The sequence below is a fragment of the Pseudomonas sp. 57B-090624 genome, assembly GCF_003234055.1.
GTDB classification, from domain to species: Bacteria; Pseudomonadota; Gammaproteobacteria; order Pseudomonadales; family Pseudomonadaceae; genus Metapseudomonas; species Metapseudomonas tohonis.
In genome coordinates this window covers 93,903-120,117 of record NZ_QKRU01000004.1, presented here as the reverse complement: position 1 = coordinate 120,117, position 26,215 = coordinate 93,903, and the positions used below count along the sequence as shown (strand labels likewise).

Below are 26,215 nucleotides of genomic sequence, written 5' to 3'. Positions count from 1 at the left end.
AGGTACCACCATGAGCATCAAGCGACAACTCAGCATAGGCGCCTCGGCCTTTACCTATCTGGCTCTATCTCTTACTACGGCGATGGCGGATGACACCGAGATCTATACAACACGCGAATTGCCAGCGGATCAGCGTGTACGCCCCAATATTCTTTTCGTAATCGACACTTCCGGATCCATGCAAAGCGGCGTCCCCGGTACCAACTGCAACTCCCTGACGCCCCTCGATAGGACCGCTGACGGCATACCCCGCAACTGGTGCACCAGCACAGAGGCCAGGACAAACCGCGCGAACAATGGCCAGCTCACCCGCATTCAAGTGGTGAAGGAAGTCGTCAACCAACTCGTCGACGAGCTGGCTCTATCCAACGACTCAAATATCGGCTTGGTCCGCTTCAGCTCCGACAACGAAGGCGGCTTCGTCAATGTGCCGGTACAGCAAGCTGCGACTGTGGCTAACACATTCAAAACGCAACTGAATAGCTATTACGCCAGTGGCTCCACTCCGCTGCTCGAAAGCTACCATGAGGCAGCCCAGTACATGCGTGGTGCCGCCTTGATTTACGGCAACAGCTCCCGCGGCGTCATAGAAAACGCCAAGGGCTCCAGCACACGCAACCCCTGGAACAGCGCAACGACGTCCTACTCGGGCGGCAGCTACCTGTCACCGATCCAGAACTCTTGCCAGAAATCCAACATCATCGTACTGACCGACGGTTTGCCAAACGACGATAGCAGCAGCAACACGGCAATACGGGACCTTACCCGTACGGCAACAGCGAACACCAACTACACCTCCTGCAACCGAGGCTATCCAACCGACGGCGAAGCCAATGCCGGGTGCTGGATGCCAGGCCTGGCAGAATGGCTGGCCAACAACGACAACGGGCCGGCATCGGTCACTGGCAAACAGACCATTTCCACTTACACCATCGGCTTCGGCAATATCGCCGACACTCGATTGCTCAGCGATACTGCTGCCCTGGGCCAGGGCAAGTTCTTCACCACCAATGACACATCGGGCCTCGTGACCTCGTTGAAGTCGATCATCGTCGACATTCTTGCCGAAAACACCACCTTCACGACCCCAACGGTTTCGGTGAGCGCCTATAGCAACTTCGGCTATCGCAATGATCTTTACTATGCGCTGTTCCGCCCTGCCAAAGGTGCGCGCTGGCTGGGTAACATCAAGAAATACAAGGCCACTTCTGACAGCAGCGGCAATCTTGTCGTGACCGATGCCAACGGCAACAACGCCGTCGACTCCAGCACCGGCTTCTTCGCTGACAGCGCGCAGAGCTACTGGAGCGCATCGGCGGACGGCAAGAACGCAGGCCTGGGAGGTGCGGCCAGCCGTTTGACTGACCCGGCCAACCGCAAGCTCTACACCTATACCGGCAGCAACCTCGAGCCGCGCACCAATGCCAGTAGCACTTCGGTCAACCTGACCGGGTCCGCTCACCTGCTACTCAACAGCAACACAGCCTTGACCAAGACAATGCTGGGCGATGCGAGCATGACCGACGCCTACAAAGGCAACCTCCTCACCTGGGCACGCGGCACCAACCCAGCAGATAGCAGCATTCGCGCGCAGATCGCGGACGTACTGCACAACGCCCCCAAGGTCGTTGCATACACCAGCGATGAAGACATCGCGCGTATCTCCGCTGGCACGACACAGGACAAGCTCGCGCTGTTTTATGGCACCAACGAAGGCTTCATCGGCGCGATCAATCCCGCCAATGGCAACGAACTCTTTTCGTTCATCCCCAAGGAACTGCTAGGCAACCTGAAGTCCTACTACGACGATCCCCAGGGGAGCATCAACAAGAAGTACGGGATCGATGGCCAGTTCGACCTCAAGGTGACCTACGGCAATCGCGACACCACCACCAACCTTCGCGCCGTCAGCGGCGTCACGCTGTATGCGGGCATGGGGCGTGGCGGTCGCAACTACTATTCGCTGGATATGACGCCGACAACTGCCGGCGATCCGGCAACAATCCAGCCCAAGCTGAATTGGGTCATTCGCGGCGGCTCAGGCGGCAGCACCGGTTTCTCACGCCTTGGCCAGACCTGGTCGACCCCCAAGGTGGCCAAGGTCAAGTGGAACGGCACAGTAACCGACGTACTGATTTTCACCGGCGGCTACGATACCAACCAGGATAACGATGCGACGCCGGACAATCCAAAAACCGACTCCTATGGCAACGCCCTCTACGTGGTCAACGCGAATACGGGCCAAAAACTGTGGATGGCGGGCCCAAGTGGCGATACCGACGCCAACCTCACGCTTTCCAGCATGACCAACAGCATGCCGGCAGACCCGGCACTGGTCGACCTGGGCGGCGATGGCCTCATCGATACCATCTTCACCTCGGATACCCGCGGGCAGATCTTCCGTTTCGATATCAACCAGAGCAACACCAGCGCCAGCAACTTCGCGACCGGCAACCGTATCGCCAACATCGGCGGCACCGACGCGACAAACAACCGCCGCTTCTACAACCAACCCGACGTTGCACTGATCAAGGAGCGTGGCGGCCAGTCGTACTACACCATCAGCATCGGCTCCGGTTATCGCGGCCACCCGCTGAGCGAAGCCGCGCTGGACCGCTTCTATGTCATCCGGGACAAGAACGTATACTCGGCCCCCACTTACTGCTCCGCGACGGTCACCACCAACTGCACCGCGTCGATCACCGAAAGCAACCTGGTCGATGTGAGCAGCGTCAACCTGACCAGTGCGCAAGCCCAAGACATCCAGGACCAGATAAACACCAAGCGTGCGGAGATCGACGCACTCACGGCAGCGGAAACCAACGCGCGCAATGCATTGACCGCCTACCAGACCAGCATCGGCTATACGGCCAAGCTCAACACCCTGGTGGAAACCAATACGACGATCAACCAGAAGCAGAGCGCGATCGACACCATCCTGCGGAACGATCCCTATGTGAAGGATCATGCGTCTGAAACCGACAGCCGTACGCAGTCCCACAGCTTGGTGGTATCGGCTCAGAGCGCCCTGGTACAACTCAACGCACAAACCCCGACGACCGGCGCGGCCAGCAGCTTCAAGGCTGCGGAACTGGACAACGCACAGGGAACGGATGTCGGCGCGCTTCAGGCCAGGATCACCGCTGCACTGAACGACAGCGACCTATCCAGCCGATATGCAGCCATCATCGCCAAACAGAACCAGATCACGGCAACCAAGGCAGCAGGGGGCGACGCCAGTGCCCAGGAAAGCGACCTGAGTACCCTGACGGAGGCCTACGAATCTTCGGCCGCCTATCAGACTCGCCAGACCCTGCTGACCAACCTGAACGGCATCAACGACAAGATCACCCAGATCGCAGCACTGCAGGCTCAGATCATTGCCGCCTACAACCTGGGTACTCCTGCAGGAGATAGCGATGCCGCAAGCAAGCTGACACAGCTCGACGCAGCCAAAGCATCGCTCACGAGCCTCCTGCCCAGTGGGCTCCCGGCGACTCCTGCCGGCACCACCAACGGTGATCTGATCGCTCGTACCGAAACCCAGAACCAGACCAATCTCGAGGCTATCAGCTCCCCGCTCGTGACCCAGGCCAACCTCCTGACCAGCCTCGAGGGCGAACGCCTGACCCTGGCGGGCCAGGCATCGACCCTGCAATCCGAGTTGCAAGCACTGGCCAACCAGGCCTACAGCGCCAGCAGCAACCTGCTGAACGCAACCCAACTCGCAGAGGCCACGGCGCAGGATCCAACGCCACCACTCACCCAGTTCGACGCTTACAACTACTTGATCAGCAAGGCCCAGGCTGCAGCCGTTGCCGGTATCCCGACCAAGCGCCAGGAAATCAACACGCTGTATGCGCAACTGACCCCGGGTGACAGCTACACGCCCAACCCGACCCTGTTGGCGAACAGCAGCGGCTGGTTCATCCGATTCCCCTCGGGCGAGAAAGTCCTGTCCAGTTCGACCAGCTTTGCGGGGTCCGTGCTCTTCACCACGTTCCGCCCCAGCGGCCAGCAAACGACCACCTGTGGTCCGGACGTAGGCCGTGGCCGTTTCTACGCGCTGAACCTGATCGACGCCAGCGCGGTGTTCGCGCAGACGGTGAGTGGTACCAAAACACCGGTACGCAGCTTCGACCTGGCCCACGGCGGCATTCCCCCCAAGCCGGCGACGATCCTGCGCGACGACAATCGTGTAGGCTTGCTCTGCGGTGCCGAAGGCTGCACACCGCCTGACACAGCGTGCATGGATGGCGCTCAGATATGCGAAACCAACAAAGCGATACGCGACCTCTACTGGAGAGAGAACTGATGCTCAAGCAGAAGGGGTTCACCCTGATTGAATTGCTGCTAGTCGTGGCGATCATCGGCATCATTGCCGGGATTGCCTACCCCAGCTATCAGAACTACGTGATGCGCACGGGGCGCAGCGATGGCCAGGCCTGGCTGATGCAGATCATGCAGGCCCAGGAGCGCTACTACTCGCAGAACCAGACCTACACCGACAACCTGGGCACGGGAGGGCTTGCTTATCGCAACGCCGCAGGCAATGCCATCGCGGCGAATGGTGCGGTCATCTCGGAGAATGCTCGCTACAGCATCAACGCAGCAGCCTGCACCGGCACCACCATCGACAAGTGCGTGATTCTCACAGCCACCCGCCAGGGAGCCCAAACTTCGGATTCCTGTGGAAACCTGACCCTGGATAGCCGTGGAAACAAAGGGGCCGCGACTGCCAACTGCTGGTAGCGCAGCTCCGATAAAAAAGCCCGGCATTAGCCGGGCTTTTTCTTGAGTGTCAGAAGCTACTTGATCTCGACGACCCGCAGCTCCTTCGGCATCGAGAACGTCACATTCTCCGGCCGGCCATCCAGTTCCACAGCGACCTCAGCGCCCCAGGCGCGGAGTTGTTCGATCACCCCCTGCACCAGCACTTCGGGTGCCGAGGCGCCGGCGGTGATGCCGATGCGAGCGACGCCTTCGAACCACGCTTGCTGCATGTCCTCGGCGCCGTCGATGAGGTAGGCCGGGGTGCCGATGCGCTCGGCGAGTTCGCGCAGGCGGTTGGAGTTGGAGCTGTTGGGGCTGCCGACCACCAGGACCACGTCGCTCTCGTCGGCGAGCTGCTTGACCGCGTCCTGGCGATTCTGCGTGGCATAGCAGATGTCGTCCTTGCGTGGGCCGCCAATGCTGGGGAACTTGCTGCGCAGGGCATCGATGACGCGGCTGGTGTCGTCCATGGACAGGGTGGTCTGGGTGACGAAGGACAGCGCCTCGGGGTTGCGCACCACCAGGCTCTCGACATCGGCCTCGTTCTCCACCAGGTAGATGGCGCCGCCATTGCTGGCGTCGTACTGGCCCATGGTGCCTTCCACCTCCGGGTGCCCGGCATGGCCGATGAGCACGCACTCGCGGCCGTCACGGCTGTAGCGCGCGACTTCCATGTGCACCTTGGTCACCAGCGGGCAAGTGGCGTCGAAGACCTTCAGGCCGCGGCGGTCGGCTTCCTGGCGCACGGCCTGGGAAACACCGTGGGCACTGAAGATGACGATGACGTTGTCCGGCACCTGGTCCAGTTCCTCGACAAAGACGGCGCCACGGGCGCGCAGGTCCTCGACCACGAACTTGTTGTGCACGACCTCGTGGCGCACGTAGATCGGCGGACCGAAAACTTCCAGCGCGTGGTTGACGATCTCGATGGCGCGATCGACGCCGGCACAGAAGCCGCGGGGGTTGGCGAGTTTGATTTGCATGCTGTCTACCTCTGGGCCTTGCGGCCGCCCTCCCCTGCGGGAGATGAAATCAGGCCGGCTTGACCGCCAGGATCTCCACCTCGAAGCGCAGCGACTTGCCGGACAGCGGGTGGTTGAAGTCGATGGTCACGTGGCTGTCGTCGAAGCTCTTCACCACGCCAGGCAACTCGGTGTTGGCAGCGTCGTTGAAGATGATCAGCAGGCCCTCGGAAAGCTCCATGTCCTGGAACTGGCTTCGCGGCATCACCTGCACGTTCTGCGAGTTGGGCTGGCCGAAGCCCTGCTCCGGCTCGATCGGCAGCACGCGCCTGTCACCGGCCTTGAGGCCGAACAGGGCGCCCTCGAAACCGGGCAGCAGGTTGCCATCGCCGACCTTGAAGGTAGCCGGTTGCTTGCCGAAGGTGCTGTCGACGACATCATCGTTCTCCAGCCGGATGGCGAAATGCAGGGTGACTTCCGTGTCCGGGCCGATACGCGAGACGCTGGCGAGAGACTCAGTCATGAGCGGGTTCTCCGGACTTCTTCGACTTGAACATATCCAGCGCCAGCATGATGGCGCCCAGGGTGATGGCGCTGTCGGCCAGGTTGAACGCCGGGAAGTACCAGCGATCCTGCCAATGCACCAGGATGAAATCGACCACGTGGCCGAGCACTACGCGGTCGTAGAGGTTGCCCAGTGCGCCGCCGAGCACCATGGCCAGCGCGATGGCCAGCCAGGTTTCGTCGGCCTTCAGGCGCTTGAGCCAGACCACCAGCACGCCGCTTACCACCAGGGCGATCAGGGCGAAGAACCAGCGCTGCCAGCCGGAGCTGTCGGCGAGGAAACTGAAGGCGGCGCCGGTGTTGTAGACGTGGATCCAGTCGAACCAGCCGGGGATGACGGTGATCCGCTCACGGAACGGGATCGACTCCAGCACCACCCATTTGGACGCCTGGTCCAGCAGGAACACCAGCACGCTCAGCAGCAACCAGCCGAGACGGCCAAAACGGGCCTCAGGCATAGTGACGGACCTCGCCGGCGCCTTCGATGTTCTCGACGCAACGGCCGCACAGCTCGGGGTGCGCGGCGTTCACGCCGACATCGGCACGGTGGTGCCAGCAACGGCCGCACTTGGCGTGGACGGACTTGAGGATCTTCAGCTTCAGGCCCGGCACTTCGGTTTCCACCGCATCGGCCGGCGCGGCCGCCAGCGGCTGCACGTCGGCGGTGGAAGTGATCAGCACGAAGCGCAGTTCGTTGCCCAGCTTGGCCAGCTTGGCAGCCAGGGACTCCTCGGCGAAGACGGTGACCTCGGCCTGCAGGCTGCCGCCGATGGCCTTGGCGGTACGCAGGTTCTCCAGCTCCTTGTTCACCGATGCCTTGACCGCGACCACGTCTTCCCAGAAGGCGTTGCTCATCTCGAAACCTTCCGGCAGCTCGCTCAGGCCCTGGTACCAGGTGTTGAGCATCACCGACTCGTCGCGCTCGCCCGGCATGAACTGCCAGATTTCCTCGGCCGTGAAGGCCAGGATCGGGGCGACCCAGCGCACCAGCGCCTCGACGATGTGGAACAGCGCGGACTGGCAGGAGCGACGCGCCAGGCTGTCGGCCTGGGTGGTGTACTGGCGGTCCTTGATGATGTCGAGGTAGAAGCCGCCCAGTTCCTGCACGCAGAAATTGTGCACGCGGGAATAGACGTTCCAGAAGCGGTACTCGCCGTAGGCCTCTTCCAGCTCGCGCTGCAACTGCAGGGTGCGGTCGACGGCCCAGCGGTCAAGCGCCAGCATGTCTTCCACCGGTACCAGGTGCTGTGCCGGGTCGAAGCCGGTGAGGTTGGAGAGCATGAAGCGCGTGGTATTGCGGATGCGGCGATAGGCATCGGCGCTGCGCTGCAGGATCTGCTGGGACACGGCGATCTCGCCGGAATAGTCGGTGGACGCGACCCACAGGCGCAGGATGTCGGCGCCCAGGGTGTCGATCACGGTCTGCGGCACCACGGTGTTGCCCAGGGACTTGGACATCTTGCGGCCGGACTCGTCGACGGTGAAGCCGTGGGTCAGCAACTGGCGATAAGGCGCATGGCCGTCGATGGCGCAACCGGTGAGCAGGGACGAGTGGAACCAGCCGCGATGCTGGTCGGAACCCTCCAGGTACAGGTCGGCAGCCGGACCGCTGGTGTGGGCCAGCTCCGCATGGGAGCCGCGCAGCACGTGCCAGTGGGTGGTGCCGGAGTCGAACCACACGTCCAGGGTGTCGCTGATCTTGTCGTATTGCGAAGCCTCGTCGCCCAGCAGCTCGGCGGCGTCCAGCCTGAACCAGGCCTCGATGCCCTCCTGCTCGACACGCTTGGCCACCTCTTCCATGAGCTCGACGGTGCGCGGGTGCAACTCGCCCGTGGCCTTGTGCAGGAAGAACGGGATCGGCACGCCCCAGTTGCGCTGGCGCGAGATGCACCAGTCCGGGCGACCGGCGATCATGTTGTGCAGGCGCGCCTGGCCCCACGCGGGAATGAACTCGGTCTGCTGGATGCCGGCCAGTGCGCGCTCGCGCAAGGTGGCACCTTCGTTGGGCTGCTTGTCCATGCCGACGAACCACTGCGCGGTGGCGCGGTAGATCAGCGGGGTCTTGTGACGCCAGCAGTGCATGTAGCTGTGGTTGATGCTTTCGTGCTTGAGCAGCGCGCCCACTTCTTCCAGCTTGGCGACGATGGCCGGGTTGGCCTTCCAGATGAACTGGCCGCCGAAGAACGGCAGGTCCTGGACATAGACGCCATTGCTCTGCACCGGGCTGAGGATATCGTCGTTGCTCATGCCGTAGTGCTTGCAGGAGCGGAAGTCATCCTCGCCATAGGCCGGCGCGGAGTGAACGACGCCCGTGCCGGCGCCCAGCTCGACGTACTCGGCCAGGTAGACGGGCGAGAGGCGCTCATAGAACGGATGGCGGAAGCGGATGTGCTCCAGCGCCTCGCCCTTGGCGGTGGCGATGACCTGGCCTTCGAGGCCGAAGCGCGCCAGGCAGGATTCCACCAGCTCCTCGGCCAGCAGCAGCAGGCGCGACCCGGTGTCGACCAGGGCGTAGGTGAACTCGGGGTGGACGTTCAGCGCCTGGTTGGCGGGGATGGTCCAGGGGGTGGTGGTCCAGATGACGATGGCGGCCGGCTTGGCCAGGCTCGACAGGCCGAAGGCGGCGGCGAGCTTGTCGGCATCCTCGACGAGGAAGGCGACGTCGATGGCATCGGACTTCTTGTCCTGGTACTCAACCTCGGCCTCAGCCAGGGCGGAGCCGCAATCGAAGCACCAGTTGACCGGCTTCAGGCCCTTGAACACGAAGCCCTGCTTGACCATCTCGGCCAGCGCGCGGATCTCGCCGGCCTCGTTGGCGAAGGCCATGGTCTTGTAGGGGTTGTCCCACTCGCCCAGCACGCCCAGGCGGATGAAGTCGGCCTTCTGCCCCTCGATCTGCTCGGCGGCGTAGGCGCGGCACAGCTCGCGGGTCTTGTCGGCAGGCAAGTTCTTGCCATGGGTGGTCTCGACCTTGTGTTCGATCGGCAGGCCGTGGCAATCCCAGCCCGGCACGTAGGGGGCGTCGAAGCCGGCCAGGGTCTTGGAACGGACGATGATGTCCTTGAGGATCTTGTTGACCGCGTGACCGATGTGGATGCTGCCGTTGGCGTAGGGCGGGCCGTCGTGCAGGACGAACTTCGGACGACCCTCACCGATCTGGCGCAGCTTCTGGTAGAGCCCGATGGAGTCCCAGCGCTGCAGGGTCTCCGGCTCACGCTGGGGAAGACCGGCCTTCATCGGAAATGCCGTTTCCGGCAGGTTGAGGGTCGCTTTGTAATCGGTCATGTCAGTCCAGGCTCATCATTGAATGGGGATGCCCTGCCAGTAGGCACGGGCGGCGGCGACGTCCGCGTCGATCGCCGACTTCAGCGCCTCCAGGGAAGCGAAACGCTGCTCTTCACGCAGCTTGTGGTGGAAGGTCACGCTGATGCGCCGGTCATACAGGTCGGCGGAATAATCCAGCAGGTGCACTTCCAGGTGGGCCTTGCCATCCCCCTTCACGGTGGGACGCACGCCGATGTTGGCAACGCCGGGACGACGCGCGCCATCCAGTTCGACGCTGACCAGGAAGACCCCCGAAAGGGGAACACGCCGACGCTTGAGCTGCACGTTGGCCGTGGGCGTGCCCAGCTGGCGCGCCAGCTTCTGCCCGTGCAGCACCCGGCCGGTGATGGAGAAGGGCCGACCAAGGAGGCGCTCGGCCAGCGGGAAGTCGGCGGCGGCCAGGGCCTGGCGCACCCGCGTGCTGCTCACCCGCACACCATCCAGCTCGACGGTGGCTGCCGCTTCGACACTGAAGCCCTCGGCCGCACCGGCCATCTGCAGGAAGGCGAAGTCACCGGCGCGATCGCAGCCGAAGCGGAAGTCATCACCGATCTCCAGATGCTTGACCCCAAGCCCCTCGACCAGCACGGCGTGCACGAACTCGGCGGCGCTGAGCTCGCGCAGGCGGCGATTGAAGGCCAGGCAGAGCACCCGGTCGACGCCCTCGGCTGCCAGCAGCTCGAGCTTGTCGCGCAGCCGGGTCAGGCGCACCGGCGCCGTGTCCGGGCCGAAGAATTCACGGGGCTGCGGCTCGAAGATCACCACGCAGCTGGGTACGCCCAACTCGCCTGCGCGCTCGCGCAGGCGTTTGAGAATGGCCTGATGGCCACGGTGTACGCCGTCGAAATTGCCGATAGTGGCAACGCAGCCCCCAAGTTGGGGCCGCAGGTTGTGGAGGCCTCGGACCAGCTGCATAGCACACGTCTTGTTCACAAAGTGGCCGATTATACGCACACCCGCGACCAGACAACAGGCGTCGCTGACGTGTCGCAGGCGGGCCGTGACGAGAGCCTTCCGGGTGCCCGGGCAGGCTCAGAGCGCGCGCCGGGCGAAGTGACGCAGGCGGAAGCCGAGCAAGGCCAGGGTGGCGAAATAGCCGAGGGCGCCGGCGGTGACCAGCGCCCCGAGACGCAGCAGGCGCAACAGCATGTCGCCCTGGTCCCAGGCAGGCAGCAGCCACATGCCCCCGACGAGAACCGCGGTCATCACCGCGACCGCCAGCAGCAGCTTGGCGAGGAACATCGGCCAGCCGGGCTGCGGCTCGAACAGTTTCTGCCGACGCAACTGCCAATACAGCAGCGCGGCATTGAGGCACGCCGCCAGGCCGATGGCCAGCGCCAGGCCAGCATGCTGCAGCGGGCCGATGAAGACGAGGTTCATCGCCTGGGTCGCGACCAGGGTGAACAGCGCAATACGCACCGGCGTGCGCAGGTTCTGCCGCGCATAGAAACCCGGCGCCAGCACCTTGACCAGGATGATCCCGAGCAGCCCCGCCGAATAGGCGATCAGCGCGCGCTGGGTCATCTCGGCGTCATGGGCACCGAACTTGCCGTACTGGAACAGCGAGACCGTCAGGGGCTCGGCGATCAGCGCCAGCGCCAGCGCACAGGGCAGCACCAGCAGGAAGCACAGGCGCAGCCCCCAGTCCAACAGTTGCGAATAGGCCTGGCGGTCGTCGCTGGCGTAGGTCTTGGCGAGCGACGGCAGGAGGATGGTGCCCAGGGCGACGCCGAGCACCCCGGACGGCAGCTCCATCAGGCGGTCGGCGTAGTACATCCAGGACACCGAACCGGCGGCCAGGAACGACGCGAAAATGGTGTTGATGATCAGCGAGATCTGGCTGACGGAGACGCCGAAGATCGCCGGCCCCATCTGCTTCAGCACCCGCCAGACGCCGCTGTCGCGCAGATTCAGGCGCGGCAGCACGAGCATGCCGATGCGTTTCAGGTGCGGCAGCTGGTAGAGCAGCTGGGCCAGGCCCCCCGCCAGCGTCGCCCAGCCCAGGGCCATCACCGGCGGGTCGAAGTAAGGAGTCAGGAACAGGGCGAAGACGATCATCGCCACGTTAAGCAGGGTCGGCACGAAGGCCGGCACGGCGAAGCGGTTCCAGGTGTTGAGTACAGCCCCGGCGAGGGAGGACAGGGAAATGAGGAAGATATAGGGGAAGGTCACCCGCAGCAGCGAGGTGGTCAGCTCGAATTTCTCCGGCGTATCGGCGAAGCCCGGCGCCGTGGCCCAGATCACCCAGGGCGCGGCGAGCACACCCAGGGCCGTGACCACCGCCAGCACCAGCGTCAGCAGGCCCGATACGTAGGCCAGGAAGGTACGGGTCGCCTCCTCCCCCTGCTGGGTCTTGTACTCGGCCAGGATCGGCACGAAGGCCTGGGAGAACGCGCCCTCGGCAAAGATCCGCCGCAGCAGGTTGGGCAGCTTGAAGGCCACGAAGAAGGCGTCGGTGGCCACGCCGGCGCCGAAGATGCGCGCCACGATGGTGTCGCGGACGAAGCCGAGAACCCGCGAAAGCAGGGTGATGGAACTGACGGCGGCCAGCGATTTGAGCAGATTCATGGAGGTCGGAGGCTTGTGCTCGTTGGAAGTCCCGCCAGGCGGGAACGCTGCCGCCAGGCCGAAAGCGCCCTGCTTTCGAAGGCGGCGAGTGTAGAGCCGGCACGAAAATAAATCACGCCGAGCTCCGGTATGAGGTACGCTCGTCGCCCCTTTGCAGGGAAGCCACGCCTGCCCTTGACATTGATTCATCGCATCGGCATGATTCGCGGCCTTATTTGTTTGTATCCCCCCAGTTTTCGAGGAGCTTGACGGTGGCCAATACACCTTCTGCCAAAAAACGCGCAAAACAGGCTGAGAAGCGTCGTAGCCATAACGCCAGCCTGCGCTCCATGGTCCGCACCTACATCAAGAACGTCGTCAAGGCGCTCGATGCCAAGGACCTGCCCAAGGCCCAGAACGCCTACACCCTGGCCGTTCCGGTAATCGACCGCATGGCCGACAAGGGCATCATCCACAAGAACAAAGCCGCTCGTCACAAGAGCCGCCTGAACGCCCACATCAAGGCGCTCGGCCAGGCTGCTGCCTAAGCCTTGCTTTTGATGAAAGACCGGCCCCAAGGGCCGGTTTTTTATTGCCTGCGAAAAGCCACATCAATCGACAGGCACAAAAAAGCCCGGCGAACCGGGCTTCGATGCTCGCCAGGGCTCACTTCGCCCAGGGCAGGATCGGGATCGCCGTGACCGCGTTCTGTGGGCTGCCTTCGATCACTCGATCGCTGTACACCAGGTACACCAGCGTGTTGCGCTTCTGATCGAAGAAACGCACTACCTGCATGGTCTTGAACACCAGCGAGGTGCGCTCCTTGAACACCTCCTCGCCATCCTTCAGCTCACCCTTGAAATGGATGGCACCCACCTGACGGCAGGCGATGGACGCCTCGGCACGATCCTCGGCCAGCCCGAGTCCACCCTTGACGCCGCCGGTCTTGGCCCGGGACAGGTAGCAGGTCACGCCCTCCACCTTGGGGTCATCGAAAGCCTCGACGACGATCTTGTCGTTCGGCCCCACCCACTTGAACACGGTGGAAACCGAGCCGATCTCCTCGGCAGAGGCCAGCAGAGGCGCGCACAGAGCCAACGCCACCCACCCCTTGATCATGCGCATTGGAACGCTCCTTCAGACCAGAACCAGGTTATCCCGATGCACCAGCTCGGGTTCGTCGACGTAGCCGAGCAGCTTCTCCACCTGTTCGGAGGACTGCCCGATGATCTTCTGCGCTTCCAGAGCGCTGTAGTTGACCAGCCCACGGGCGACTTCACGCCCATCCGGGCCGACACAGACCACCATCTCGCCACGACGGAAACTGCCCTGCACCGCCTTCACGCCGACCGGCAGCAGGCTCTTGCGATCGTCACGCAGCGCCTTGACCGCACCCGCATCCAGCACCAGGGTGCCACGGGTCTGCAGATGACCGGCCAGCCACTGCTTGCGCGCTGCCAGCATGCCGCGCTCCGGCGCCAGCAGCGTACCCAGGCGCTCGCCAGCCTTGAGGCGGTCCAGCACGCGCTCGATACGCCCGCCGACGATCACCGTGTGCGCACCCGAACGCGCAGCCAGGCGTGCCGCACGCAGCTTGGTCTGCATGCCGCCACGACCCAGAGCACCGCCAGTGCCGCCAGCGACCGCATCCAGGCTCGGATCATCCGCACGGGCTTCGAATATCAGTTGCGCATCGGGATTGTGGCGCGGGTCGGCATCGAACATACCGTCGCGATCGGTGAGGATCACCAGCAGGTCGGCCTCGACCAGGTTGGCCACCAGGGCCGCCAGGGTGTCGTTGTCGCCGAAGCGGATCTCGTCGGTCACCACCGTGTCGTTCTCGTTGATCACCGGGATGGTGCCGAGCTCGACCAGGGTGCGCAGCGTGCTGCGCGCATTGAGGTAACGCTTGCGATCGGAGAGATCGTCATGGGTCAGGAGGATCTGCGCGGTATGCCGGCCATGCTCGCCGAAGCTCGACTCCCAGGCCTGCACCAACCCCATCTGCCCCACCGCAGCCGCAGCCTGCAGTTCATGCATGGCCTTCGGCCGGGCATTCCAGCCCAGGCGACTCATGCCCGCCGCCACGGCACCGGAAGACACCAGCACCAGCTCGACCCCCGCATTGCGCAGGGCGACCATCTGCTCGACCCAGACCGCCATGGCGTCGCGATCCAGGCCGCGACCATCCGCCGTCAGCAAGGCGCTGCCGATCTTCACCACCCAGCGCTGCGCGCCCGTCACCTTGTCCCGCATATCTTCCAACCTTAGCTAGAAAGCCGTGCGGCCCATGGCGCACAGCCTATGGCGATCATCTGCGCCGAGCGGCGCACTTGTCAGGGAACGTAGAAGATTTCCGGGCCGTCGCCGTCGTCTTCGTCATCCTCGAAGTCATCGTCGTCATCCTGCGCACCGGCGCTCTTCAGCCCGGCACGGCGCAGGGCCCGCTGATCGTCCAGCGCCTGCAGACGGGCACGCGCCTCGTCCTCGATACGCTGGTCGAGCTCCGCGAGCTCCTCGGCATAGGCCGGCTCCTCGCTGATGCGCAGGGCGCGCTCGTCGAGGTAGCGCATGATGTCCTGGGACAGCGCCTCGGTGCCCTCGCGCTCCAGCGCGGAGATCACGTAGACAGGCCCTTCCCAACCCAGGCGCTCGATCACCGCCTTCATGCGCGCCTCGCGATCCTCGTCGAGCAACTGGTCGGCCTTGTTCAGCACCAGCCAGCGATCACGCTCGGTGAGCGCCGGACTGAAGCGCCCCAGCTCCTCGATGATGGTGGCGGCCGCCTCGGCCGGATCACTCTCGTCCAGCGGCGCCATGTCGACGATGTGCAGCAGCAGGCGGGTCCGCGCCAGGTGCTTGAGGAAACGGATACCCAGGCCGGCACCTTCCGCAGCCCCCTCGATCAGGCCGGGGATGTCGGCCACGACGAAGCTCTTGTAGCGACCGACACTGACCACGCCCAGGTTCGGCACCAGCGTGGTGAAGGGGTAGTCGGCGACTTTCGGCTTGGCGGCGGAGACCGAGCGGATGAACGTGCTCTTGCCGGCATTCGGCAGGCCCAGCAGGCCGACGTCGGCCAGCACCTTCAGCTCCAGCTTGAGATCGCGGGACTCGCCCGGCTTGCCATTGGTGGTCTGGCGCGGCGCGCGGTTGGTACTGGATTTGAAACGGGCGTTGCCCAGGCCGTGCCACCCACCCTGGGCAACCATCAGGCGCTGACCCGGCCTGGTCAGGTCACCGATGATCTCCTGGGTGCCGGCGTCGATGACGGTGGTTCCCACCGGCACGGGGAGAATCAGGTCCTCACCCTTGTGCCCGGTGCAATCCTTGCTGCCACCGTTCTGGCCACGCTGAGCATCGAAACGGCGGGTATAGCGATAGTCGACCAGGGTGTTCAGGTTCGGGTCGGCTTCCATGTACACAGAGCCTCCATCACCGCCGTCACCACCATTGGGGCCACCCTTCTCGATGAATTTCTCACGACGGAAACTCATCAGGCCGTTGCCACCATCACCCGCTTTTACAAAGATCGATACTTCATCGACGAATTTCATCAGGACGCCTCCCGCCACGCGGGACGGGTTGAAAGAAAAAAGAACACAAGGATACAGGGAAGCCCGCGCAAATCGGAGTTTCCATCTATCAGAAACAAAAAAGCCCCGTCGCAAGACAGGGCTTTTGCAGCGAGATCGCGATCAGGCCGCGACGACGCTCACGTACTTGCGACCGAAAGCGCCTTTGACCTCGAACTTGACCACGCCATCCACTTTCGCGAACAGGGTGTGGTCCTTGCCCAGGCCAACGCCGTAACCGGCGTGGAACTTGGTACCGCGCTGACGCACGATGATGTTGCCGGCCTTGATAGCCTGGCCGCCGTACAGCTTCACGCCAAGGCGTTTACTTTCTGAGTCGCGGCCGTTGCGGGTAGAACCGCCAGCTTTTTTGTGTGCCATGAGTCAAATCCTCCAAAAAAGGAAATTAGGCCTGGATGCCGGTGATCTTGATTTCAGTGAACCACTGGCGGTGGCCCTGGCGCTTCATGTGGTGCTTACGACGGCGGAACTTGATGATGCGCACTTTGTCGTGACGGCCTTGAGCGACCACTTCAGCGACTACTTTGGCGCCATCAACGACCGGAGCGCCGATTTTCACGTCGTCGCCATTGCCGATCAGCAGAACGCGATCGAAGGTCACGGATTCGCCGGTGGCGATCTCGAGTTTTTCGATCTTCAGGAATTCACCTTCAGCGACTTTGTATTGCTTGCCGCCGGTAACGATAACTGCGTACATGGATTTTCTCCGTTAAACCTGCTCACCCGACGCTTTATAGGAAGAAGAAGGGGTCGGCATGGCTGCATGGGGCCGGAACTGGAACCCGTGCAATTGCGTAAGGCAGGAAAATGCCCAAGGAAGTTCAGGGGCCGCGATTGTACGCAAGCCGTGATTGCCGCGCAAGCACCGTCGGCGCTTGCCTTGACAGCCCCCACCCTGCCCCCTAGCATGCCGCGCAACCTCAAAGGAGCACCCCTCGCTGATGCAACCCCAGGCCTTCTACCGCGTGGTGGCGGACGATTTTACCGCCGTCGACGACATCATCCGTCGGCAACTCACCTCCCGCGTTCCCCTGGTGGAAAAGATCGGCGACTACATCGTCTCCGCCGGCGGCAAGCGCCTGCGTCCGCTCCTGGTCCTGCTCAGCGGCAACGCCTTGGGTTTCGGTGGCGACCAACTGCGCCTGCTCGCCGCCACCATCGAATTCCTGCACACCTCCACCCTGCTGCATGACGACGTGGTCGACGCTTCCGGCCTGCGCCGCGGCCGCTCCACCGCCAACGCGCTGTGGGGCAACGCGCCGAGCGTGCTGGTCGGCGACTTCCTCTATGCCCGCTCCTTCGAAATGATGGTCGAGCTGGGCTCCATGCCGGTGATGCGCATCATTTCCCAGGCTACCCGCGTGATCGCAGAGGGTGAGGTGCTGCAGCTGTCGAAGATCCGCGACGCCAGCACCACCGAAGAGACCTATATGGAAGTCATCCGCGGCAAGACCGCGATGCTCTTCGAGGCCTCCACCCACAGCGCCGCCGAACTGGCCCAGGCACCGGCCGAGCAGGTCGAGGCCCTGCGCACCTTCGGTGACTGCCTGGGCATCGCCTTCCAGCTGGTGGACGACCTGCTCGACTACCGCGGTGACGCCACCACCTTGGGCAAGAACGTCGGCGATGACCTGGCCGAAGGCAAGCCCACCCTCCCGCTCATCGCCACCATGCGCGACGGCACCGCCGAGCAGGCCGCCCTGGTCCGCCAGGCCATCCAGCAGGGCGGGAGCCAGGACCTGGAAAGCGTCCGCGCCGCCGTGGAGGCCGCCGGTGCGCTGGACTACACCGCCCGCCTCGCCCGCGACTACGCCGAGCGCGCCATCGCCTGCCTGGACGTACTGCCGGACAACGAATACCGCGACGCATTGATCGAACTCACCCGCTTCGCCGTCGCCCGCACGCACTGATCCCCCCGCCGCATCCGGAAGCCCGTCCTCGCGACGGGCTTTTTCGTTGCGCGCCCGTCGAGGCAGGCCAGGAGCGGCCTCCAGCCCCGGTTCGAGACACGCAACGGCGTGACCTGGATCAAGCAGACGACGAAAGGCGGCGATTGCCTCTTGTTATTTTGATAATAGGAATTATTCTCATCTCACTGCTTTTCAAGGAGATGAGCCATGACCTACCTGATCGATGCCTGGCTGGATCGCCCGCACCCCTACCTGCGCATCCTCCACCGTGAAACCGGCGAAGTGTGCGCCATCCTCGAAGAGGACGCGCTCGACGAGTTGCGTGACCAGGGGGACCTCGACCTTGCCGGCCTGACATCCAGCGAGCCGGTGATACTCAAGGAACTGGTGCGCAGCCTGTTCCTCTTCTGCTATGCACGGGCCCTGCGTCCGCACAACGAGATCCAGCTGCACTGAAGGGTTCGGATGACGCAGGACGCGTCGTCCGCATGGCCAGCGCCCCGGGGCGCCAGCCGTGCGAGCGGAGGCAGAGGCGCCTCCGCCGGTTTCCGGGCCGTCAGGGATGACGCGCCCGGCGATCACTCCGAAAGGCTCAGAGGATTTCCAGCAGCTCCACGTCGAACACCAGCACGCTGTGCGGCGGGATGCTGCCGACGCCCTGGGCGCCATAGGCCAGCTCGCTGGGCACGTGCAGGCGCCACTTGCTGCCGGCGTTCATCAGCTGCAGGGCCTCGACCCAGCCGGCGATCACGCCGCCCACCGGGAACTCGGCCGGCTCGCCACGGTTGTAGGAGCTGTCGAACACGGTGCCGTCGATCAGGGTGCCGTGGTAATGGGTGCGCACGGTGTCTTCGGCGGAAGGCTTGGCACCCTCCCCCGCGACCAGCACTTCGTACTGCAGGCCGGACGGCAGCTGGGTGACGCCCTCGCGCTTGGCGTTCTCCACCAGGTAGGCACGACCTTCGCCGGCGGCGGCATCGGCCTTGGCCTGGGCTTCGGCATGCATGCGCTCGCGGATGACCTTGAAGGAGGCGGACAACGCGGCACCGTCGACACGGCTCTCGATGCCGGCGAAGGCATCGCGCAGGCCGGCGACGACAGCGTCGATGCTCACGCCGGGCGGGGGATTGTCACGGATCTGGTCGCCCAGTTGGCGGCCGATACCGTAGCTGACGCGGGTTTCATCGGTGGAAAATTCGAGTTCGGACATGGCCGGGGCTCCGCTCCGGAAAAAAAGGCCGGCCAGACTAGCACAGCCCCCTTCCCGGCCCTATCCCCCCGCCGTCAGTGCCGGGCGCCCATCGACAACGGCACCCGCAGCGCACCGCGATCATCCGGTGCGATGCCGCACATCTCGTCATGCACCGAGGCGTGCACCAGGTAGAACGGCATGCGCGGCAACTCATGCAGCAGCCCCCGTGCGTGCTCCACCGAGCGCAGCTGCATCGCATGGCCACGGCCATCGTCCAGGGTGTGGCAACGCCCCTCGATATGGGCCTGCAACAGGTAGATGCCCCCCTCCATGGAGATCAGGTCGAGCCCATCCACATGCCCGGCGCGGGCTTCGCTGGAAAGTGTCTGCAGGTTCATGGCTTCACCTCGGCGGGGTCTGTACAGGGAAAAGTTAAATACAGTTTCCGTACAGGATCAAAACCGCCGGGCAGAAACACGACCGCCCGCGAGCGGGACGCTGACGGGCGGTCATGTGCAACGACGAGTCGATCAGTGATCGTGCTTGGTCATCTTGTCCAGGTAACCCATGGCGAACGCCGAGATCACGAAGGTCATGTGCAGGACCACGTACCACATGATCTTGGTGTTATCGATGTTCTGCGCATCCATGAACACCCGCAGCAGGTGGATCGAGGAGATCGCCACGATGGACGCGGCCACCTTCATCTTCAGCGAGCCGGAGTCCATCTTGCCCAGCCAGCTGAGCTTCTCCTTGCCCTCGTCTATGTCCAGCTGGGAGACGAAGTTCTCGTAGCCCGAGATCATCACCATCACCAGCAGGCCGCCCACCAGCGACATGTCGATCAGCGACAGGAGCACCAGGATCAACTCCGCCTCGGTCTTCTCGAAGACGTGCGGAAGGACGTGATAGACCTCCTGGAAGAACTTCAGCGACAGCGCCAGCAGCGCCAGGGACAGGCCGAAGTAGATGGGCGCCAGCAACCAGCGCGCCGCATACATCGAGTTTTCCAATAAGCGTTCCATGAAGCCTCGCATCCAGAGTCAAAACTGGCGGCGAGTATAGCGAGCACATTCCTACAGAAAAACAGGCGCGCAATGCCTCGAAATATCCCCAGGATCTGTGGATAACCCTGTGAATTGTCTTGGGAAGGATGGCGCTGCCCAGCGTTCGCCGGGGCTCGCCGCAGGCTGCGCAAAAGCCGCTCGGCCAATGCCCGCTCAGGTCTCCGGCCGGGACAGGAACGAGCCCAGGCTGCGAGGGCGCTCACCGTTGAGCCGACGTAGCTCACCCTGTACATGGAGGCGCCAGATCAACGGATCCTCGCATGCGCAGTAGCCCAGCTCGGCCAGGCAGGAAGCAATCGCCGAGAGCACCGACTCCGCGACGAAAGGCCCGTGGAATGGGCCCTGCGCCTTGATCGCCGATGGCTGCGCGCCCGAAATCCCGGCAGCGCAGATAAGTGTCCAGAGTCCATTCCCTCCGGCCAGCGGCAGAATCACGCACTCGATGCGGGTGACCATGCCCAGGCATTGACGGGTGAGGCAGAGGTTGCGGGACATGACGACGTTCCTCGCGAAGACCTTGGGCCAGCCTACACCTGACAGGAGCCGTGGGAAAGCGAGGAAATCTTATCCACGCCGGCTGTGGATAAGCCTGTGGATGCCATGGTGAAAAGTCTGTCGGACCAGCGCCAGCGCTGAGCGGCTCTGCGCCGCTCAATGACTGACCAGCCACAGCGCCCGCGCGGCGCCGTGACCGGTCATCGCCTGGTCAGGCCGGGCCCTGGACCTTGTCGCCGGGCGGGGTCTTCTTGCCCGGCTCCTTCTTCGGTCCCTTGCGTGGCGGCTTGGCCGGTGCCGGCGCCTTCTCCAGGGCGGCGGCCACCTCCTTGGCGGCGTCGGGCTTCTCTTCCTCCTCCATGCCCATCTCGGCGATCTCGCGCAGGCGCTCGACCACCCGGGCGTTGACGCTGCCCTTGGGGAAACGGCCCTTCTCGTCCGGGCTGCCGGCATCCTCGCCCACCAGGAGGCTCAACGCCTCATCGGCCTGACGCACCGCGTAGACATGGAACTGGCCGTTGCGCACGGCCTGCAGCACGCGTTCGTCCAGCATCAGCGTGGCGACGTTGGCCTGCGGGATGATCACCCCCTGCTCACCGGTCAACCCGCGCGCTTCGCAGAGGCGGAAGAAGCCCTCGATCTTCTCGTTGACCCCACCGACCGCCTGCACCTCGCCGAACTGGTTGATCGAACCGGTGATGGCGAAGCACTGCTTGAGCGGCGTGCGCGACAGCGCGGAGATCAGGGTGCAGACCTCGCCCAGGGAGGCGCTGTCGCCGTCGACGTAGCCATAGGACTGCTCCAGCGCGATGCTCGCCGAGATCTCCAGCGGGAATTCCTGGGCATAGCGGCTGCCCAGGTAACCGGTGAGGATCATCACGCCCTTGGAGTGGATCGGCTGGCCGAGGTTGACCTCGCGCTCGATGTCGACGATGCCCGAGCCACCCGGGTACACGGTGGCGGAAATCCGCGCCGGCACGCCGAACGCCGAGTCGCCCACCTCCAGCACCGTAAGGCCGTTGCACTTGCCCACCGCTGCGCCGTCGGTGTCGATGAGGATGATCCCCGCCAGCATGTCGTCGAGGATGCGGGCCGACACCCGACCGGTGCGCGTGGCCTTGGATTTCAGCGCACGCTCGATGTGCTCGGCGTCGGTCACCTTCTCGCCGGCCAGCTGGCGCACGAAATCCGCCTCGCTGAGCAGCTGGAACAGGTCGCCGATCTTCGCCGAGAGGCGCTTCTGGTTTTCCGCCAGGCGCGCGCTATAGGTGGCCAGGCGCGCCACGGCAGCGGCGGAGAGCGGCGCCATGCCCTCTTCCGAAGTGCGGGTCTTGAGCAACTGGGCGAACTGTTCGAGGGTCTCTTCCGACAGCGGGATCTCCTCGTCGAAGTCCACCAGCACGCGGAACATCTCCTGGAAGTCCGGATCCAGGTCCTGCAGCGTGTAATACAGCTGGCGCGAACCGATGATCACCACCTTCAGCTGCAACGGAATCACCTGCGGCGTCAGGGTCACGGTGGCCAGGCGCCCCAGCTCGGCCAGGGGCGACTCCATCTTCAGCTGGCGCGAATGCAGTGCGCGCTTGAGCGCGTCCCAGACGAAGGGCTCGCTCAGCAGCTTCTCCGCCTCCAGCACCAGGAAACCGCCGTTGGCGCGGTGCAGCGCACCCGGGCGCAGCTGGCGGTAGCTGGTGTAGAGCGCGCCCTGGTCGGTGCCGTACTCGATGCGGCCGAACAGGTTGTCGTAGGTCGGGTGCGACTCGAAGACCACCGGCGCCCCACCGCTGGCCGGGTTGCCGACCACCAGGCTCGGGCAGTACTGCTCCTCGAGCATCTCGCGGCGCTGCAGGTCCGGCTTGTCGTCGAGCATCTGGTCGACCACGGTCTTCAGCAGGTTCACCTGCATGGCCTGCAGGTAGGCGATCACCCCGGCGTTCTCCGCGTACTTCTCGGAAAGCGGCGCCAGCAACGGCTGCAGGGCCTGGGTGATGGTCTCCTCGTTGAGCTGGCGCAGCAGGTTGCTGGACTCGCGCTTCCACTGCGGCAGGCTGGCCAGCTCCTCGTTGAGGCGCTCCTCCAGGCTGGAGATGTCCTCGTGGAAACGCTCGCGCTCGGCTTCGGGCAACTGGGCGAAGTCGGCCTCGTCCAGCGCCTTGCCATCCTTCATCGGGGTGAAGGCGATGTTGGCGCTGTCCCGGTAGAGCGCGACGTCCTTCTCCAGCGCCAGGCGCTCGATCACATCCAGGGCGCGGTCGTAGCGCTGGTTGAAGCCACGGTCGATGGCGCTCTTCTTCTGCTGGAAGGTCGGCGTCTCGAACACCGCCGGGAAGGTCGCCAGGAGGTTATCCACAAGCTGGCCGATATCGGTACTGAAGGCGCTCGCCTCGCCGGGCGGCAATTGCAGGGCGCGCGGCTCGCGCGGCTCGTCGAAGTTGTTGACGTAGACCCAGTCCATCGGCGTGGCCAGGCGCTTGCCCTCGGCCTTGAGGTAGCGCTGCACGAAGGAGAAGCGACCGGTACCGGGCTCCCCCATCACGTAGACGTTGTAGCCCGGGCGCGGCATGGCGACGCCGAACTGCAGGGCCTCCACCGCGCGCTCCTGGCCGAGCACGCCACGGAAGGGTTCGAGATCGTCGGTGGTGGCAAAGGCGAACTGCGTGGAGTCGAAGGGGCGGGTCAGCGCATCGGGCGCCAGGCGCAGGGAGGCGACGAGAGGATCGGGCATCGGAAATCCTTATTGGCGACGCGGAAACATGGCCGCATTCTGGCGCCGCCTTCGTCCGCGTTGCAAGGCGTTCCGCCCTTGGCGGAGCGCGGCGCGAGGCGCTTCGCAAAAGCGTGCGAGGGCTTGCGCAATCGCCCTTTCTGACCTTGCTTGACACCTGTGGCGGGCATCGCCAAAGCTCGCCCATCCCACTCCAAGGCGAAAGCGAGCAGCGCTGTTGAAACGGACCGTCTCCCTCCTGGCCCTCTGTACCTGCACGCACCTGATGGCGGCCCCCGCCATCCCCCCGCAAACCCTGCAGCGCCTGGCCGAAGACCCGTACTGGATCGCCCTCGGCCACTACGAAACCGGCAAGCTCGGCGGCTGGCGCAGCTACGTCGACGACGAGCACTTCTTCCTCGCCGAGACGGGCGACAGCGACCCGGCGGCCGAACTCACCGCCACGGTCGCGGCCCTGTACCAGGACGCCAGCCTCGGCGACCGCCACCCGCAATGCCGCTACCCGGCGCGCACCCGCTGGCTGCGCGAACGGCTGCAGCTCACCGAGCTGCCGGCCCCTGCCTGCAGCGAATTCGCCAGCTGGTACCGCGACATCAACCCCCACAGCACGGTGCTGATCTTCCCCGCGGCCTACCTCAACAGCCCCTCGTCCATGTTCGGCCACACCCTGCTGCGCATCGACCAGCCCGACGTACAGGAGAACAACACCGCCCTGCTCAGCTACGCCCTCAACTTCGGCGCCTTCATCGAGGGCGCCGACAACAGCATCCTCTATGCCTGGAAGGGCCTGATGGGAGGCTACCCCGGGCTCTTCGCCCTGGTGCCCTACCGCGACAAGCTCAAGGAATACAGCCGCCTGGAGAACCGCGACCTCTGGGAGTACCGCCTCAACCTCAGCGCAGAGGAAACCGGGCGCATGGTCGAGCACGTATGGGAGCTGCGCCAGGTCCGCTTCGACTACTTCTTCTTCGACGAGAACTGCTCCTACCGCCTGCTGGAACTGCTGGAGATCGCCCGCCCCGGCATCGAGCTCACCGGGCAGTTCCCGCTGACCGCCATCCCCACCGACACCGTGCGTGCCATCAAGGATGCCGGGCTGGTGGAGCGGATCGACTACCGCCCCTCGCGGGAAAAGGAACTGATGGCCCGCGCGGCGCCGCTGGACAGCGACGAGCAGGATTGGGTCCTGCGCCTGGCCGACGACGAGAGCCTGCTGGACGACCCGGCCTTCCGCGCGCTACCCGCACCGCGCCGCGCGCAGGTCCAGGACGCCGCCTTCCGCCTGGAGCGCTACCGCTCCACCGGCGAGGAGCGCAGCGGCGCACGGGCGCAGCGCAGCTTCCAGCTGCTGCGGGCGATCAACCAGAACCCGCCGCCCGCCCTGCAGGCCGAGCGCCCGCCGCTGCCCGAGGAAGGCCACGAATCACGCACCTGGCAACTGGGGCTCGGCAGCCGCGAGGACCGCGCCTTCGCCGAGTACGGCCTGCGCATGGCCTACCACGACCTCAACGACAACCTCGCCGGCTTCCCCCTCGGCGCGCAGATCGAGATCCTCCAGCTCAAGCTGCGCCAGTACGAGCAGAACCACTGGCAACTGCAGCAGCTGGATTTCGCCACCATCCGCTCGCTGACCCCGCGCACCCAGCTGCTGCAGCCCTGGTCCTGGCAGGTGGCCGGAGGCCTGGAGCGGGTACCTGGCAAGGATGGCGACGAGACGCTGGTGAGCCACCTCAACGGTGGCGTGGGCGGCAGCTGGCAATGGGGGGACGACACCCTCTACTACGCCCTGGCCACAGCCCGCGTGGAACACAACCCGGACTTCGGCGCCTTCGTCGCCGGGGCCGCCGGCTTCGACACCGGGCTGCTGTGGCGCAACGGCCTGGGCACCCTCAGCCTGGAGGCGGCCGGCGACTACTTCCACAACGGCGAGGTGCGCCGGCGCCTGTCACTCAACCAGCAATGGGAACTGAGCACCGACCTGGGCCTGCGCCTCTCTGCCGAACGCTCGTTCAGCCAGCTCGGCGGCAACGACAACCAGGTGATGCTGCAGCTGCGCTGGTACCACTACTGATTGAGGTAGTGCTCAGCGATGCCGCGCCCGGCGAACCAGCCCACCACGGCCTCGCGCTTGAGCAGGCGGGCGTAGACCGGCGCATTCACCCCACCACGGATAGGCTGCCCAAGCTCGACACCCGCGCCTTCCAGGCGCGCCAGCAACGCCTGGTCGTCGTGCTCGACCGCATGCTCCAGAGCCAGGCGCTGCAAGGCCGGCTCGGCCAATAGCCGGCCGTCTTCCAGCGCACCACGCCAGTCCTGCACCCGGGCGCTCATCCCCGCCCGCAGCCGCTGCGCCAGCCCAGCATCCTCGGCGGCCAGCGGGTCCAGCGCCTCGTCCAGCTCCAGGCCGGTGCCGTCGGCGCCCTCGGCAAAGGGGTCGCTGTAATACACCAGTTGGGCGAACAACCCCTCCAGATCGTCCGCCACCCGGGCGAAGGAATCCTCGTGCAGGCGCATGGGCCAGGCCGGCGGCAGCCCCTGGCTCCAGGCATAAACGGCGCCGAAATCCTCGCCCGGCTCGACACGGACATAAATGCGCTCCAGGTACTCGAAGCCGCCCACGGGCAGGAACGCCAGGCGCCCGTCCCACTCACGGCCCTCCTCCTCGGCGAACGCCCGAGCGCCCTCCTCCTCGTGCTCGACCCAGCCCCACAGGTCGTGGTAGCCGTCACTGCCGGGGAAGAACAGCTCGCTCAGGGAAAAGGGATGCAGATGGCCCTGGTAGTCCACCTGGAAGTCGTAATCGAGGCGGCCGCCAAAGGCGACACGCCACAGCCGCACCAGGGTCGGCGGCAGCGGGCGACCCAGGCGCTGCTCCACCTCGGCCAGCTCGGCATCGGTGATCGGCGGCCGCGCCTGGTGGATGATGCGCCCGGCGAAGGGCGCCAGCCCGTGTTGGCGCAGGCGTTGCAGTTCGTCGTGGGTGAACATCAGCCCCGCCCTCCCGGCTGCATGCGCGCAACCAGAACCGGGCCGATGCCCCGCAACGGGTCCAATGCGCGC

The 26,215-nt window shown here is 64.7% G+C and carries 23 protein-coding genes; 6 read left to right on the top strand and 17 right to left on the bottom strand.

The features are described 5' to 3' along the window. The first annotated feature begins 10 nt into the window (after nt 1–10). Together DMX10_RS03215 and DMX10_RS03210 are read left to right on the top strand one after the other, a co-directional pair. The gene (locus tag DMX10_RS03215) at nt 11–4,315 is read left to right on the top strand and encodes a pilus assembly protein PilY (protein ID WP_146602980.1); all 4,305 of its coding nucleotides are present in this window, start codon (nt 11–13) and stop codon (nt 4,313–4,315) included. Continuing rightward, nucleotides 4,315–4,752 (top strand): type IV pilin protein, encoded by a 438-nt coding sequence (locus DMX10_RS03210; RefSeq protein ID WP_111259748.1) that lies wholly within the window; start codon nt 4,315–4,317, stop codon nt 4,750–4,752. Before DMX10_RS03215 ends, DMX10_RS03210 begins: the two co-directional genes overlap by 1 nt. Before the next feature lie 56 nt (nt 4,753–4,808). Here DMX10_RS03210 and ispH read toward each other — a convergent pair whose 3' ends face one another. The 6 genes from ispH to murJ form a co-directional block, all read right to left on the bottom strand. Then, nucleotides 4,809–5,756 carry a 4-hydroxy-3-methylbut-2-enyl diphosphate reductase gene (gene ispH / locus DMX10_RS03205; RefSeq protein WP_111259747.1) on the bottom strand — a complete coding sequence of 316 codons (948 nt, stop codon included), beginning with the start codon at nt 5,754–5,756 and terminating at the stop codon, nt 4,809–4,811. A gap of 49 nt (nt 5,757–5,805) precedes the next feature. Further along, complete coding sequence (locus DMX10_RS03200) at nt 5,806–6,258, bottom strand: peptidylprolyl isomerase (protein ID WP_111259746.1); 453 nt, start codon at nt 6,256–6,258, stop codon at nt 5,806–5,808. Next, on the bottom strand, nt 6,251–6,757 hold the full coding sequence (gene lspA / locus DMX10_RS03195) for a signal peptidase II (protein ID WP_111259745.1): 507 nt from the start codon (nt 6,755–6,757) through the stop codon (nt 6,251–6,253). The genes DMX10_RS03200 and lspA overlap by 8 nt, the downstream gene beginning before the upstream one ends. Continuing rightward, complete coding sequence (gene ileS, locus DMX10_RS03190) at nt 6,750–9,584, bottom strand: isoleucine--tRNA ligase (RefSeq protein WP_111259744.1); 2,835 nt, start codon at nt 9,582–9,584, stop codon at nt 6,750–6,752. Before ileS ends, lspA begins: the two co-directional genes overlap by 8 nt. A 15-nt stretch (nt 9,585–9,599) precedes the next feature. Further along, nucleotides 9,600–10,538, bottom strand: coding sequence for a bifunctional riboflavin kinase/FAD synthetase (ribF, locus tag DMX10_RS03185; protein ID WP_111259743.1), 939 nt, complete (start codon nt 10,536–10,538; stop codon nt 9,600–9,602). Between the two features lie 117 nt (nt 10,539–10,655). Then, nucleotides 10,656–12,191, bottom strand: coding sequence for a murein biosynthesis integral membrane protein MurJ (gene murJ, locus DMX10_RS03180; RefSeq protein ID WP_111259742.1), 1,536 nt, complete (start codon nt 12,189–12,191; stop codon nt 10,656–10,658). Nucleotides 12,192–12,442: 251 nt separating this feature from the next. Between murJ and rpsT the strand changes: the two genes are divergently transcribed. Further along, a complete protein-coding gene (rpsT, locus tag DMX10_RS03170; protein WP_111259741.1) occupies nt 12,443–12,718 on the top strand; it encodes a 30S ribosomal protein S20 in 276 nt (91 codons plus the stop codon). 118 nt (nt 12,719–12,836) lie between these two features. Here rpsT and DMX10_RS03165 read toward each other — a convergent pair whose 3' ends face one another. The 5 genes from DMX10_RS03165 to rplU all read right to left on the bottom strand — a co-directional run bounded on the left by DMX10_RS03165 (nt 12,837) and on the right by rplU (nt 16,463). After that, a complete protein-coding gene (locus tag DMX10_RS03165) occupies nt 12,837–13,295 on the bottom strand; it encodes a CreA family protein (RefSeq protein WP_111259740.1) in 459 nt (152 codons plus the stop codon). A gap of 12 nt (nt 13,296–13,307) precedes the next feature. Next, a complete protein-coding gene (gene proB, locus DMX10_RS03160; RefSeq protein WP_111259739.1) occupies nt 13,308–14,426 on the bottom strand; it encodes a glutamate 5-kinase in 1,119 nt (372 codons plus the stop codon). Nucleotides 14,427–14,506: 80 nt separating this feature from the next. Further along, entirely contained in the window at nt 14,507–15,727 is a 1,221-nt protein-coding gene (gene cgtA / locus DMX10_RS03155) for an Obg family GTPase CgtA (protein ID WP_111259738.1), read from the bottom strand. A gap of 141 nt (nt 15,728–15,868) precedes the next feature. Next, nucleotides 15,869–16,126, bottom strand: coding sequence for a 50S ribosomal protein L27 (rpmA, locus tag DMX10_RS03150; protein ID WP_111259737.1), 258 nt, complete (start codon nt 16,124–16,126; stop codon nt 15,869–15,871). Between the two features lie 25 nt (nt 16,127–16,151). After that, complete coding sequence (gene rplU / locus DMX10_RS03145; protein ID WP_021219380.1) at nt 16,152–16,463, bottom strand: 50S ribosomal protein L21; 312 nt, start codon at nt 16,461–16,463, stop codon at nt 16,152–16,154. Nucleotides 16,464–16,707: 244 nt separating this feature from the next. On the opposite strand from rplU, the gene DMX10_RS03140 reads away from it, so the two are divergent. Both DMX10_RS03140 and DMX10_RS03135 read left to right on the top strand, forming a co-directional pair. Continuing rightward, nucleotides 16,708–17,676 (top strand): polyprenyl synthetase family protein, encoded by a 969-nt coding sequence (locus DMX10_RS03140; protein WP_111259736.1) that lies wholly within the window; start codon nt 16,708–16,710, stop codon nt 17,674–17,676. A gap of 207 nt (nt 17,677–17,883) precedes the next feature. Further along, on the top strand, nt 17,884–18,132 hold the full coding sequence (locus tag DMX10_RS03135) for a hypothetical protein (RefSeq protein WP_111259735.1): 249 nt from the start codon (nt 17,884–17,886) through the stop codon (nt 18,130–18,132). A 136-nt stretch (nt 18,133–18,268) separates the two neighbouring features. Here the strand turns inward: DMX10_RS03135 and DMX10_RS03130 are convergent, their stop codons facing one another. From DMX10_RS03130 to DMX10_RS03110, 5 genes are all read right to left on the bottom strand, one after another. After that, nucleotides 18,269–18,886: an FKBP-type peptidyl-prolyl cis-trans isomerase gene (locus DMX10_RS03130; RefSeq protein WP_111259734.1), complete on the bottom strand. Its 618-nt coding sequence runs from the start codon at nt 18,884–18,886 to the stop codon at nt 18,269–18,271. 74 nt (nt 18,887–18,960) lie between these two features. Beyond that, on the bottom strand, nt 18,961–19,266 hold the full coding sequence (locus DMX10_RS03125) for a DUF6482 family protein (RefSeq protein WP_111259733.1): 306 nt from the start codon (nt 19,264–19,266) through the stop codon (nt 18,961–18,963). Between the two features lie 132 nt (nt 19,267–19,398). Then, nucleotides 19,399–19,893, bottom strand: coding sequence for a TIGR00645 family protein (locus tag DMX10_RS03120; RefSeq protein WP_111259732.1), 495 nt, complete (start codon nt 19,891–19,893; stop codon nt 19,399–19,401). 195 nt (nt 19,894–20,088) lie between these two features. Then, nucleotides 20,089–20,430 carry a hypothetical protein gene (locus DMX10_RS03115; protein WP_111259731.1) on the bottom strand — a complete coding sequence of 114 codons (342 nt, stop codon included), beginning with the start codon at nt 20,428–20,430 and terminating at the stop codon, nt 20,089–20,091. Nucleotides 20,431–20,641: 211 nt separating this feature from the next. Then, nucleotides 20,642–23,155 carry a Lon protease family protein gene (locus DMX10_RS03110; protein ID WP_111259730.1) on the bottom strand — a complete coding sequence of 838 codons (2,514 nt, stop codon included), beginning with the start codon at nt 23,153–23,155 and terminating at the stop codon, nt 20,642–20,644. A 265-nt stretch (nt 23,156–23,420) separates the two neighbouring features. On the opposite strand from DMX10_RS03110, the gene DMX10_RS03105 reads away from it, so the two are divergent. Next, complete coding sequence (locus DMX10_RS03105; RefSeq protein WP_371921674.1) at nt 23,421–25,226, top strand: DUF4105 domain-containing protein; 1,806 nt, start codon at nt 23,421–23,423, stop codon at nt 25,224–25,226. Here the strand turns inward: DMX10_RS03105 and DMX10_RS03100 are convergent. Next, nucleotides 25,220–26,143, bottom strand: coding sequence for an SMI1/KNR4 family protein (locus DMX10_RS03100; protein WP_111259728.1), 924 nt, complete (start codon nt 26,141–26,143; stop codon nt 25,220–25,222). The genes DMX10_RS03105 and DMX10_RS03100 overlap by 7 nt on opposite strands. Nucleotides 26,144–26,215: the final 72 nt, after the last annotated feature.